Below are 13,429 nucleotides of genomic sequence, written 5' to 3'. Positions count from 1 at the left end.
ACAAATAGTTTGGTCGGCCGCGTATTTTTTTTATATCAGACTGGGCTGCGCTACTGCGGGGGCGCCGCCCGTACCATACCACGCGGGGCCCCCCCGCCCCCCCCCCGGCGGGGGGCGCCCGTCGCCCTACGAGAGCCGCGTCTCGGAGCCTGTCGGGCTCTCAGCGGCCCGAGGGCAGTACCCGGACATCGGACGCCTTCACATAGGCGACCCGGTGCCCGAACTGGATCTCGTAGTACTGCTCCGTGCCGCTCACCACGCGGTGACCCGTCGTGTCGAAGGTCGGCGCGAAGTAGTACGCGCCCGGCACCCGGTCACCGACCACGTACTTCTGGCCCGCGAGGAGCTTGTACGGGAACGGCGAGATCGCCTGCACCGGGATGCCGGCCGGGTACGCCGCCGCCTCCGGGTAGGCCCTGCCGTACACCGGGACCTCCGCGAGACCGGCCTTCGGCGTCAGCACCCGCTCATCGGCGCTCACGGCCGTGGGAGCCGTACGCGGATTGTGGAACCAGGCCTTCTGGCCGAGGTACCAGATCGCCGTCCAGTCGCCGTCCCGCCCGGCGACCGCGTACTGCTGGCCCGTCGAGGCGCGCGCGCCGTGGTCGTTGACGCCGGTCGTGGAGTCCCCGCCGTCCGGCCGCAGACCGATGTCCTTGACCAGCGGGGACGAGGCGTCCGGCGCCGTGTGCAGCCGTACCGCCCCCGAGCCGTGCGGGGCGCACGCCTGACCGGCCGTCACACAGCCCGTGTAGACGGGCTGGTTCGACGCGTAGTCGGGCCGGATCGTCACCGCGTTCGCGTGCCGCCCGCCGGCCGCCTTGAAAGGCTTGCCCAGCAGCTCGAAGTAGTGCGCCCAGTCCCAGTACGGACCCGGGTCGGTGTGCATCCCGGCGATGGTCGCGGCGGTCGTGCCGGGCACGTTGTCGTGGCCGATGATGTGCTGCCGGTCCAGCGGGATGTCGTAACGGTCGGCGAGATAACGCACCAGCCGGGACGACGTCCGGTACATCGCCTCCGTGTACCAGGCGTCGGGGGAGACGAGGAAACCCTCGTGCTCCAGGCCCACCGACGTGGAGTTGACGTACCAGTTGCCCGCGTGCCAGCCGACGTCCTTCAGCGGGACGTGCTGCGCGATGTGCCCGTCGGACGAGCGCAGCGAGTAGTGCCAGGAGACATACGTGGGGTCCTGGACCAGCTTGAGCGTGGTGTCCCAGGTCGCCTCGGTGTCATGGATGACGATCGAGTCGATGGAGGGGGACCCGGCTTTGGGTCGGTCGGCCTTGTCGTGGTTGCCGTAGTCGCCCTCGCCGAACTCCTCGTACGGCGCCGGGATCCACTCGCAGGCCACGGTGCGCGGGCACTCGGTCTGCCCGGCGTCGGCCTTGCGCAGCCCGAGCGCGGAGACCTGCGAGGGGTCGGGGGCGACACCGGGCGCGGCGGGCAGCGCCACCCGCTGCCCGCTGTCGGTCGTACGCGCCTGGCCGTCCCTGATCACCGCGTACACGTCGTTCGCGTACGTCGCGGCGGTGGCGGAGTCGTCGGCGCCGGAGAAACGGGCGACGGCGCCGTACCAGTCGGCCGGGTCGGCGCTCAGCGGCCTGCCGAGCTCACGCTGGGCGTCGGCCAGCAGGGCCGCGCCGCCGCGGATGTTGGCGGCGGGGTCCTGCCTGAGCCGCCCGGCGGACTGCCCGGTGAGCTTCGCCGCCCGGTCCACGGTGCGCAGCCGCGCGGGGAGTTGGGAGTTCTCGGGTACGACGGCCTCGCGGACCTCGTCCGGCGCGCCGGTCCGCACCGCGCGCGAGGTGTCGCCGCGGGCGTCCTCCGTGCCGTGCGAATGGTGGGGCGCCTCGGCGATCGCGGTCCTGGCGTCGGTGAGATGCATGGGGCCGTAGCCGCCGGTCACGCTCGGCGCGCCGCTGTGCGTGTCCCACCGCGACTGGAGGTAGGAGACACCGAGCAGGACGCTCGGAGGTACGTCGTACCGGTCCGCCGCCGCGGCGAAGTCACGCTGGAGCGAGCCGGCGGTGGGCTGTTCGGCGGTGGCGGATGGAGCGGCCGACACCAGCGGCAGCAGCAGCGCGGCCGAGGCGACGGCGCCCGCCGTGCGCGTCGCGCGTCCGCGGCCGGTTCTGACGGATGTGGGGGCGGAACCTTGCAATGCGGCCTCCAGTGACGTGGTGCGCGTAGCGCCCGCGGGGCTGTGCCCGGCACATGGCAGATCGTGCGGGGGCAGGGCAGGGCAGGGCAGGGCAGGGCTAGGGTCTGTCGTTTGGATCTTGCCGGGCTCGCGGTCCCTGGCACGCACGCTCGCCGCGTTGTCGTCGGTCGCCATGGCTCCGCCATGTCTCCCTCCTCCGCCTTGCGACCGCACGCACCAGACCCCGCTCCCTCATCCGACCTGATCCAAACGACAGACCCTAGGTCCTGTTCGGCGGAGATCCGCTGGACAGGACCTAAGGGGTATCGGCTTGAAGGCGATCCGTCAATCAGGCGTGGCGGCAGGGATTTCGCACGTCAGCGCGCGTGTCGCGGAGTTTCGCGGGCCACAGGCCATGGGCCTGCGGCGCGTCAGTGGTGTGAACCAATGAGCGGACTCGCCCGGCCTGGAACGTTGTTGGCCCGGCCTTGACACTTCCGGTACTTGACGCTCCGTCAGGCGGCTCCGCACGGGCGGTCGGCCGGTGCTCACGAGGTGCTGTCGCGTGCCAGCTGCCGGTCCACCTGCGACGGCGACAGGGCGTGCTCGATCGCCAGGATTCCGGCCCCGACCGCCGCCGCGTTCTCACCCGTACGGCTCGGCTCTATCCGCAGCACCTGCGTGGCCAGCGGATGCGACCGCCGGTACACCGCCTCCCGTACGCCCGCGAGCAACTGGTCGTGCACGGCCGCCAGCGCGCCGCCCAGCACGACGGTGTCGGGGTTGAAGAAGTTCACCAGCCCGGCCAGCACCTCGCCGACCGCGCGGCCCGCCTCGCGGACCATGCGCAGCGCGTCCCTGTTGCCGGACTTCACCAGGCGTACGACATCACTGCCCGACGCGGCGTCGAGCCCCAGGCCCGCGAGCCTGGCCGCGATCGAGGCGCCGCCGGCCACCGCCTCCAGACAGCCGAAGTTGCCGCACCGGCAGGCGTCCTCCTGCTCGCCGACCTTGATGTGCCCGATGTCGCCCGCACTGCCCTGCGCGCCCCGGTGCAGCCTGCCGTCCGCGACGATGCCGCAGCCGATGCCCGTACCCACCTTGATGTACAGCAGGAAGCGGGTGCCGGGGAACGCCCGCCGCTGCTCGGCCAGGGCCATCACATTCACGTCGTTGTCGACGAGGGCCCGCGCGCCGAAGCGGGAGGCGAAGAACTCCGGAATCGGATACTGGTGCCAGCCCGGCATGATCGGCGGATCGACCGGGCGCCCCGTCGAGAACTCGACAGGACCCGGCACCCCCACTCCGATGGACCGCAGCGTGCGCGGCTCGCGCCCCGCCTTCTCCAGCAGGGTGTGCAGCGTGCGTTCCACATGGCGCAGGACGGAGTCGGGGCCGTCCCCGATCGACAGCGGATCCTCCTGGATGGCCAGGGTCGTACCGCCGATGTCCATCAGCGCCACCCGGCAGTGCGACGCGCCGAGGTCCACACCCGCCACCGCGTGCTCGCGGGTACGGAGCCGGAGCCTGCGCGGCGGTCTGCCGCCCGTCGAGCCGCCGGCCTCCGGCCCCGACTCGTCCACGAAGCCGTGCGCGATGAGCGCGTCCACGCGCTGGGAGACCGTCGAGCGCGCGAGCCCCGTCATCCGGGAGAGATCCGCGCGCGTCGCCGCGGCTCCGGAACTGATCAGCGTGAGCACCTCGCCCGGTGTGTGGGAGAGGGCGTAACTGCTGTTATCCGGCAGCGCAGACATGCCATCACCTTATGGAGGACTTTCGCTGCTCACAAGACACCATTGATTCGCCGTCCGTCCAAAGTGTTCGTCAACTCCGTTGAAATGAACGGCGCTTGGACCCTTGACAGGTCAAAGCCCAGTCACGACATTGCACAGCAGACCGCGACCGAGGAGCCATCGAGGAGCCAGGGGATGCTGACGATGCAGGGCGTGTCCAAGAGCTTTCTCGGGGTGCGTGTGCTCCATGACGTGGGACTCGACCTTCAACCCGGCGAGGTCCACGCCCTGGTGGGCGAGAACGGCGCCGGGAAATCCACCCTGATGAAGGTCCTGGCCGGCGAACACGCCCCCGACACCGGCACGATCACGCTCGACGGAACGGCGCACACGTTCAGCCATCCCGGGCAGGCGCAGGCCGCCGGGATCGGCATCATCCACCAGGAGTTCGCGCTCCTCGCCCACCGCACCGTGGCCGAGAACGTCTTCCTCGGCCGGGAGCCGACCCGCCGCGGCCTCGTGGACCGCGCGGCCATGGAGCGGCGCACCGCCGAACTCCTCGCCGAGATCGACGAGACGGGCATCACCCCGCGCACGCTCGTCCGCGAGCTGTCCGTCGCCCGGCAGCAGACGGTCGAGATCGTCAAGGCGCTCGCCTCCGACGTGCGTGTGCTTGTCATGGACGAGCCAACCGCGCCGCTCGCCGAACACGAGGTCGCGCTCCTGTCGGCCCTGGTCCGCCGGCTGACCGCGCGCGGCCTCGGCATCCTCTACATCTCGCACCGCCTCAAGGAGGTCTTCGACCTCTCGGCACGCGTCACCGTCCTCAAGGACGGCCGCCATGTCACCACCGTCCGCACCGCCGACACCACGCCGGACGACATCGTCCGCGCGATGGTCGGCCGCGATCTGACCGCCTACTACCCGCCGAGGGCCGCCCACGACGAGATCGGCGACGTACGGCTCACCGTCACCGGCGGCGGCAACGCCCGCCTCAGGGGCATCGACCTCACCCTGCGCGCCGGCGAGGTCGTGGGCATCGCGGGCCTCCAAGGCGCGGGGCGTACGTCGCTGGCCCGCGCCCTCTTCGGAGCCGCGCCCTTCACCACCGGCGCCATGACCGTCGGTGGCAGGCCCCTGCGGCCGACGAGACCGCGCCAGGCCATCCGCGCGGGCATCGCCCTGGTCACCGAGGACCGCAAGGGCGAGGGGCTGGCCCTGCGCCAGTCGGTGCGGGACAACGCGCTGCTGGTCACCAGGGCCGTCGCGGTACGGGGCAGACCCCCGGCCGGACGGGAGGTCACCGCACTCCTGGAACGCGTACGGCTCCAGTCGCGCGGCGAGGACCAGCAGGCCCAGTACCTCTCCGGCGGCAACCAGCAGAAGGTCGTCATCGCCAAATGGCTGGCGGCCGGTCCCCAGGTGCTGCTCTTCGACGAGCCCACCCGAGGTGTCGACGTCGGGGCCAAGGCCGCCATCCACACCCTCGTACGCGAACTCGCCCGCGAGGGCCTCGCCGTGCTGATCATCTCCTCCGAACTGCCGGAGCTGATCGGGATGAGCGACCGGATCCATGTGATGTCCGAAGGCCGCCTCGTCGGTGAACTGCCCGCGGGGGCCGCCGAGGAGAACATCATGCGCCTCGCGACGGCAGGCTCGGACCGCTCCGCCGGTGCCACGGACGCTCCTCGGGAGGGCGCCGCATGACCACAGTCGAATCGGCTCCCGCCCCGTCCGGACCCCCCTCTAAGCGGACATCGTTGTCCAGGAACAGGGCGCTGCGCTCGGTGCGCCGGTCCTTCGACCCCGTCGTCGGCGTCTGGCTCGCCGCACTCGCCGTGACCGTCCTCGGCTGGATCGTCGTCGCCGCCCAGGGCGGGAACTTCCTCACCACCACCAACGCCGTCGCGATCCTCCAGAACTGCGTGGCGCTCGGCCTGGTCGCCGTCGGCCAGTCCGCCGTCATCCTCACCGGCTCCCTCGACCTCTCCGTCGCCTACCTCATCAGTCTCGGCACACTCGTCGCCGCCGAGACCATGGCGAGCGGCGGTGTCGTCACCGCCGTGATCGCCGTCCTCACCCTCTCCGTCGCCGTCGGACTCGCCAACGGGCTGATCGTCACCGGTCTCAAGGTCAACGCGTTCATCGCCACCCTCGGCATGGCGTTCATCCTGCGCGGCTGGATCGAGGACAACTACACCGGACCCGCCGGTGAGGTGCCCGTCTCCTTCCAGCGCCTCGGCTACGACCGTGTCGGCCCCGTACCCGTCTCGGTGTTCCTCCTCATCGCCGTGGCCGCCGTCATGTGGCTCATCACCCGCCGTACCCGACTCGGCCACCACATGTACGCCACCGGCGGCGACGAACACGCCGCGCGGCTCTCCGGCGTACGCACCGGGCGCACCGTCGTGATCGCCCATGTCCTGTGCTCGCTCTGCGTCGGCGCCGCCGCGCTCTTCCTCGCGGCGCGGCTCGGCGCCGGCGCCCCGTGGGCGGGCACCGAGGCACGCTACGACCTGGAGTCGATCGCGGCCGTGGTCCTCGGCGGCACGGCGCTCGCGGGCGGCCGAGGGGGAGTGGCGGGCACCCTCGGCGGCGTGTTCGTCCTGGCCGTGCTCGACAGCGTGTTCAACCAGCTTTCCGTGGACCCGTTCTTCAAGAACGTCGTACGCGGCGTCGTCATCATCGCCGCCGTCGCCATATACGCCAGACCCGGAAGGACCCCGAAGGCACCGAAGGCCCGGAAGGGAGGGGGCAGCGCATGAGCGCCCCGACCAAGACCCCGAACCCGGCCGAGCCGGCGAAGGGCAGAGCCCCGGCGGGCGCCACCGGCACGCGGATCGTCCGCGCGCTCGGCACCGGAATCCCCGTCTACGCGCTCCTCGCCGTGCTGCTCGTCGCACTGCTGATCACCGACCCGGCCTTCTACGAACCCGACAGCTTCCTCTCCTTCGTCAAGCGCGCCGCGCCGCTGGTCATCCTGGCCGCCGGACAGTATCTGGTCATCGTCTGCGGGGAGTTCGACCTCTCCGTCGGGGCGATCGTCACCGCGGGCGTGGTCGTCGCCGCCGAACTGTACGGCTCCTTCCCCGACGCCCACTGGCTGGTGGTCACCACCGTCCTGCTCCTCGCAGGCGCTCTGGCCGGGCTCATCAGCGGACTGATCACCACCGTCCTGCGAGTGCCGTCGTTCATCACCACCCTCGGCATGATGCTCATCCTCGAAGGCGCCGTCTTCTTCTGGACCGGCGGCTCGCCCCAGGGCGTACTGCCCACCGCCTTCCGCCAGTTGGGCCGGGGCACCGCATTCGGCTGGCTGCCCTGGGCGGTCGTCGCCTGTCTGGTCGCGGGGACGGTCGCCGTCCTCGTGATGCGCTCCGACTTCGGACGCACGCTCGTCGCCACCGGCGACAGCGACCGCGCCGCCGCCCTCGCCGGGGTGCGGGTGATCCGCGTGCGGACCGTCGCCTTCATCCTCTCCGGCGCAGCCGCGGCGCTCGCCGCCGTCCTCGTCGGAGGGTTCTCCGGGGTCTCCGCACAGGCGGGCAGGGGCTACGAGTTCGAGGCCATCACCGCCGTCGTACTCGGCGGAGTGGTCCTCGGCGGCGGCCGGGGCTCGGTGGTCGCCGCCATGGCCGGTGCCTTCTCCCTCCAGGCACTGTTCACCCTGCTCAACCTCCAAGGTGTGTCCGGAGCCCTGGAGTCCACCGTCCAAGGTGTCATCGTCATCGCCGCTGTCGGCCTCGGAGCCGCCGACTGGTCCCGGCTGCGCCGCCGTCGTACGCCACCCGGCAGCGGGCCACCAGGTCCCGTACCACCGGACCGTACGCACCCCACCGGTACGCACCCCTCGGGAGGAACACCCTCATGACCCTCATCCGTATCCTGCGCGGGCGTGCGCTCGCCGCGGGCGCGGCGCTGCTCGGCGCCGTACTCGTCACCTCCTGCACGAGCGACGCGCCACCCGAGTCGCCGCCGGCCGCGTCGGGCGGCGGGAGCACGGCGGACGCGGGCACCGGGAAACAGTCCACGTTCTTCGAACAGGCGGAGTACGACCGCCAGTTGGCCCTCGCCGGCGAGACGCCCGAGGGGCCGGCCGGTAAACCGTGGGAGCAGATGCTCAACCCGCAGATGGTCGACACCTCCCAGTACAAGATGGCCGACCCGAGCGGCATCGAACTCTGCTTCTCCAACGCCGGTGTCTTCAACCCCTGGCGGCAGGTGGGGCTGAAGAACATGCGCGCCGAGGTGAAACTCCACAAGGAGATCAGCAAGTTCACCGTCCTGGACGCCCAGGGCAAGGACGACAAGCAGATCTCCGACATCCAGGAGCTGTCCGCCCGCGGCTGCGACGCGCTGATCGTCTCGCCGAACACCACGGCCACCCTCACCCCCGCCGTGAAGCAGGCCTGCGGCAAGCTGCCGGTCATCGTCTTCGACCGGGGCGTGGAGACCGACTGCGCCGTCACCTTCGTCAACCCGATCGGCGGTTACGCGTACGGCGCGGTGGCGGCCGACTTCCTCGTCGAGAAGGTCAAGCCGAAGGGCAAGATCCTCGCGCTGCGCATCTCGCCCGGCGTGGACGTCCTGGAGACCCGCTGGTCGGCTGCGAAGGTCGCCTTCGACAAGAGTGAACTCGACGTCGTGGACGTGAAGTTCACCGACGGCGACCCGGCGAAGGCCAAGTCGATCGTGACCGACGCGCTCACCCGGCACGGCGACATCGACGGTGTGTGGATGGACTCCGGCGCCACGGCCGTCGCCGCCGTCGAGGCCTTCGAGGACGCGGGCAAGGACGTACCGCCCATCACCGGCGAGGACCAGCAGGACTTCCTCCAGGCGTGGCAGGACAAGGACCTCACGGCGATAGCCCCCGCGTACCCGACCTTCCAGTGGCGTACGCCCGTGATCGCCGCGCTGGACATCCTCAAGGGCCAGAAGGTGCCCAAGGAGTGGAAGCTGCCGCAGCCCACGATCACGCAGGAGAACCTCGCGGACTATCTCAAGCCCGGTATGCCGCCGCTGCATTACGCGATGTGCGGGTGCGACTCGATGCCAGGCTTCCCGAAGGACTGGGGCGGCAAGTGACGGCGCCGGCCGGGACGTCACCCGCACTCCCGCCGTTCGCGCTCGGCGCCAACCCGTGGATCTGGCACTCACCGGTCGACGGGGAAGCCCTGGCCCGAACGCTGCCACGACTGGCCGCCTGGGGCTTCGACTGCGTCGAACTCCCGCTGGAGTCGGCCGACGACTGGGAGCCCGCCGCCGCGTCGAAACTGCTGGACGCGACCGGGCTCGCCCCGGCCGCCGTCGTCGCCGTCATGCCGCCGGGTCGCGATCTCGTGGCGACCGATCCCGCGACCGTACGCACCACGCGGGACTATCTGCGGCGCTGTGTCGACGCCGCCCACGCGATCGGGGCGCCCGTCGTGGCGGGCCCGGTCTACACGGCCGTCGGGCGCTCGTGGCGTATGACGGACGGCGAGCGGGCGGCTGCCTGGGCCGAGTGGCGTGAGCACATCGCGCCCGTCGTCGCCCACGCACGGCAGGCGGGGGTGACGATCGCCGTCGAGCCGCTGAACCGGTACGAGACGAGTCTGCTCAACACCGTCGCCCAGTGCCTCGAAGCCATGGCCGGCCTGGACCCGGCGGGCATCGGCATCGCGCTCGACGTCTACCACCAGAACATCGAGGAGCGCGGTCTGCCCGGCGCCGTACGGGAGGCGGGGGACCGCGTCGTCCATGTCCAGGTGTGCGCCAACGACCGCGGCGCGCCCGGCGCCGACCATCTCGACTGGCCCGGCTTCCTGACCGCGCTCGCGAACGGCGGCTACCGGGGGCCGCTCTGCATCGAGTCCTTCACCGCGCACAACGACGCGATCGCGGTCGCCGCCTCCGTCTGGCGTCCGCTCGCGGCCAGTCAGGATTCGCTCGCCACCGACGGTCTGGCGTTCCTGCGCCGGGTTCTCGCCGGCGGCTGGGCCGTGTCTTCGAAGTAACGCCGGCCGCCTGCAAGGCGGGGCCCGCGGCGTCTGGTGCGGTGCATCGCAAGGCGGAGGATCGTGCTCGTACTGGACGTACTCGCACGACTCCGACAACGAAGCGAGGTGCCGTGCCAGGCGTCGCGGGCCAGGCGGGACTTCGAAGACACGGCCTAGCACCGCCCGGCGGGCCGGGAACCGACCGACCGCTTCATCCCCCCCCAGAGAGGACCGGCAATGAAATGGCATGCGCATGACAGTGACCATGGCAGAGGGCAGCCCGGAGACCGTGGCGGGAAACGGCGTGGGAGAGCGCTCCGAAGAGCGTTCGTCGCCGCGGCCGGCGCACTGCTCCTCGCCCTGACCGCCCTGCCCACCGGCGCCGGAGCCGCCGAGAAGGAACCCGCCTTCAAGGCCCTGCTCTTCACCCGCGCCGTCGGATACGTCCACGGATCCATCCCGAACGGCATCACGATGTTCGAGGAGGAGGCCGCCGAGAACGGCTTCGAGATCGTCCAGAGCGACGACCCCACCGTCTTCAGCGACGACAACCTCGCGCAGTACGACGCGATCGTGATGCTCCAGAACTCCGGCATGGTCTGGGACACCGAGGACCAGCGCCAGGCCATGAAGACGTATCTCCAGAGCGGCAAGGGCATCGTCGCCATCCACAACACCCTCGACATGGGCGTCGAGGAGGCCTTCCCCTGGTGGGACGAGACCATCAACGGCGGCGCCCACATGCCCACCCACTCGCCCGGCGTGCTCCAGGGCACGGCCAAGGTCGCCGACCAGGTCCACCCCTCCACCAAGGGGCTGCCCGAGCGCTGGGAGCGCCCGGAGGAGTGGTACAACTTCGACGAGAACCCCCGCGGTGACGTCCATGTCCTGGTCACCGCCGACGAGACGACATACAACCCCGGCCCCGACGCCATGGGCGCCGACCACCCCATCTCCTGGTGCCGCAACACCGAGGGCGGCAAGGTCTGGGCCACTGCCATGGGCCATGACGCCCCCGCCTACGACGAAGAGGCCTTCCGCGACCATGTCGTCGGCGGACTCCAGTGGGCGGCGGGCCAGCAGCCGGGCGACTGCGGCGGCACCGACTGGGGCGCCTACGAGAAGGTCACCCTCGACGACAACACCGCCGACCCGATGGAGCTCGACGTCGCCGACGACGGCCGTGCCATCTACGCGCAGCGGGGCGGCGAACTGAAGATCTTCGACCCCGCCTCCCACTCCACCGTCACCGCGGGCAAGCTCGACGTCTACACGGGCGGCGAGGACGGTCTCGTCGGCATGGAACTCGACCCCGACTTCGCCAAGAACAACTGGATCTATCTCTACTACGCGCCGGCCGCCGAGACCAAGGACGTCAACCGGCTCTCCCGCTTCACCCTCAAAGGCAACACCCTCGACCTGAACAGCGAGAAGAAGCTCCTCGACGTCCCCGCCTACCGCTCCCGCACCTTCACCGAGCCCGGACACACCGGCGGCGCGATCGAGTTCGGCCCCGACGGCACCCTGTACCTCAGCGTCGGCGACGACGTACCGCCCAACCTCGACCCCGACTGGCAGGGCTACGCGCCCATCGACTGGCGGCCGGGCAAGGAGATGCTCGACGCCGCGCGCACCGCGGGCAACACCAACGACCTGCGCGGCAAGCTGCTGCGCATCAAGCCCAAGAGCAGCGGCGGCTACACCATCCCCAAGGGCAACCTCTTCGCCAAGGGCACCGCCAAGACCCGTCCCGAGATCTACGCGATGGGCTTCCGCAACCCGTTCCGCTTCACCGTCGACCAGGAGACGGGCTACGTGCACGTCGCCGACTACGGCCCCGACCGCGGACTGCCCACCACCGACCGGGGCCCCGAGGGCCTGGTCGAGTACAACGTCCTCAAGAAGCCGGCGAACCTCGGCTGGCCGTTCTGCCACGGCGACAACCAGGCGTACGCGCCGTACAACCCGGACACCGAGGAGATCGGCGCGAAGTTCGACTGCGCCAACCCGGTGAACCCCTCGCCCAACAACACGGGCCTGACGAAACTGCCGCCGATCCAGCAGCCCGAACTCTGGTACGGCTACGGCGTGTCCGAGCACTTCCCGGAGATGGGCGAGGGCGGCTCGGCCCCCATGGGTGGACCGGTCTACCGCTACGACGCCGACAACCCCTCCGAGACGAAGTTCCCCGAGTACTTCGACGGCGCGAGCTTCCTCTACGAGTGGTCACGCAACTACATCAAGGAAGTCCGCTTCGACAAGGACGAGAAACTCCTCAAGGTCAACGACTTCATGGACTCGGTGGCGTTCAAGAGCCCCATGGACATGACGTTCGGGCCCGACGGTTCGCTCTACGTCCTGGAGTGGGGCAGCGAGTTCGGCGGCGGCAACAACGACTCCGGGCTCTACCGCATCGACTACGCCCAGGGGCGCCGGAGCCCCGTCGCCAAGGCAGCCGCCTCCGTCACCGACGGACCGCTCCCGCTCGAAGTGGACTTCTCCAGCGCGGGCAGCGCCGACCCGGACGGCGACGCCCTGACCTACGAGTGGGACTTCGACGGAGACGGCACCTACGACTCCACCGACGAGAACGCCACCCACACCTACACCCAGGCAGGCGAGTTCAGCGCCCAGTTGAAGGTCACCGACTCGACCGGGAAGTCCGGCTTCGCCAACGTGCCCATCACCGCGGGCAACACCACCCCGAAGGTCACCATCGACATCCCCGTGAACGGCAAACTCATCGAGTTCGGCGACCAGATCCCGTACAAGATCACTGTCACCGATCCGGAGGACGGGACCGTCGACTGCTCCAAGGTCACCATCAACCCGGCACTCGGGCACGACGAGCACGAGCACCCGACCAACGACATCCCCGGGTGCGAGGGCACCGTCGACACCGGTGACCTCGGCGGCCATCCCGAGGGCGCCGACCTCACCTACGTACTCAACGCCAAGTACACCGACGGCGGCGGGGCCGGGGCACCGGCGCTCACCGGCTACGGGCGTGCCGTCCTGCAACCGAAGCTCAAGCAGGCCGAGTACTACGACGACCAGTCGGGCACCCGCGTCGTCGACCAGGCGGGCGCCGCCAACGGCAAACGCATCGGTGACATCAGCAACGGCGACTGGGTGGCCTTCGAACCGATGAGCGTGGAAGGCATCGACTCGGTGCGCTACCAGATCTCATCCCCCTACGGAGTCGGCGCGATCGAACTGCGCGCCGGCGCGCCGGACGGCGAACTGCTCGCCACCACCCCGATCCCCAACACCGGGGACTGGGACGTGTATCAGCCGACCGATCCGGTACCGGTGAAGGCCCACCCGGGCACTCACAAGCTGTATCTCGTCTTCACGTCACCGCAGAACAATTCATTCGACGTGGACACGGTCGAGTTCGCCGGACCGTAGGGACCGACGGCCCCGAGGAACCCGAAGAAGCACGTCGCGGGGCGCGGGGGGGGGGGCCCCGGGCGCGGCGCGCCCCGCCCCCCGCCCCGCCCCCCCGCGCCGGCGGGGGCGCCCCCGCGCAGCGCCGGGGCCCGCCGCCGGCCCCCCCGCCCCCGCGGCCCCCC

At 70.7% G+C, this 13,429-nt stretch carries 8 protein-coding genes; 6 read left to right on the top strand and 2 right to left on the bottom strand.

Annotated elements, in window-relative coordinates:
- Nucleotides 1–160 precede the first annotated feature (160 nt).
- A complete protein-coding gene (locus ACFWV8_RS26525; protein ID WP_384208542.1) occupies nucleotides 161–2,161 on the bottom strand; it encodes an N-acetylmuramoyl-L-alanine amidase in 2,001 nt (666 codons plus the stop codon).
- A gap of 527 nt (nucleotides 2,162–2,688) precedes the next feature.
- Entirely contained in the window at nucleotides 2,689–3,894 is a 1,206-nt protein-coding gene (locus tag ACFWV8_RS26520; RefSeq protein WP_384208537.1) for an ROK family protein, read from the bottom strand.
- Between the two features lie 174 nt (nucleotides 3,895–4,068).
- Here ACFWV8_RS26520 and ACFWV8_RS26515 point away from each other — a divergent pair, with 174 nt between their 5' ends.
- The 6 genes from ACFWV8_RS26515 (at nucleotide 4,069) to ACFWV8_RS26490 (ending at nucleotide 13,265) form a co-directional block, all read left to right on the top strand.
- Nucleotides 4,069–5,580: a sugar ABC transporter ATP-binding protein gene (locus ACFWV8_RS26515; protein WP_384208532.1), complete on the top strand. Its 1,512-nt coding sequence runs from the start codon at nucleotides 4,069–4,071 to the stop codon at nucleotides 5,578–5,580.
- Entirely contained in the window at nucleotides 5,577–6,638 is a 1,062-nt protein-coding gene (locus ACFWV8_RS26510) for an ABC transporter permease (protein WP_384208527.1), read from the top strand. Before ACFWV8_RS26515 ends, ACFWV8_RS26510 begins: the two co-directional genes overlap by 4 nt.
- Nucleotides 6,635–7,744 carry an ABC transporter permease gene (locus ACFWV8_RS26505; RefSeq protein ID WP_384208521.1) on the top strand — a complete coding sequence of 370 codons (1,110 nt, stop codon included), beginning with the start codon at nucleotides 6,635–6,637 and terminating at the stop codon, nucleotides 7,742–7,744. The genes ACFWV8_RS26510 and ACFWV8_RS26505 overlap by 4 nt, the downstream gene beginning before the upstream one ends.
- The gene (locus ACFWV8_RS26500; RefSeq protein ID WP_384208516.1) at nucleotides 7,741–8,961 is read left to right on the top strand and encodes an ABC transporter substrate-binding protein; all 1,221 of its coding nucleotides are present in this window, start codon (nucleotides 7,741–7,743) and stop codon (nucleotides 8,959–8,961) included. The genes ACFWV8_RS26505 and ACFWV8_RS26500 overlap by 4 nt, the downstream gene beginning before the upstream one ends.
- A complete protein-coding gene (locus tag ACFWV8_RS26495) occupies nucleotides 8,958–9,872 on the top strand; it encodes a sugar phosphate isomerase/epimerase family protein (RefSeq protein WP_384208511.1) in 915 nt (304 codons plus the stop codon). Before ACFWV8_RS26500 ends, ACFWV8_RS26495 begins: the two co-directional genes overlap by 4 nt.
- A 219-nt stretch (nucleotides 9,873–10,091) precedes the next feature.
- A complete protein-coding gene (locus ACFWV8_RS26490) occupies nucleotides 10,092–13,265 on the top strand; it encodes a ThuA domain-containing protein (protein WP_384208505.1) in 3,174 nt (1,057 codons plus the stop codon).
- Nucleotides 13,266–13,429: the final 164 nt, after the last annotated feature.

The sequence above is a fragment of the Streptomyces sp. NPDC058665 genome, assembly GCF_042714995.1.
Taxonomy (GTDB): domain Bacteria; phylum Actinomycetota; class Actinomycetes; order Streptomycetales; family Streptomycetaceae; genus Streptomyces.
The sequence above is the reverse complement of the archived record's forward strand: the minus strand, read 5'-3'. Positions and strand labels throughout refer to the sequence as shown.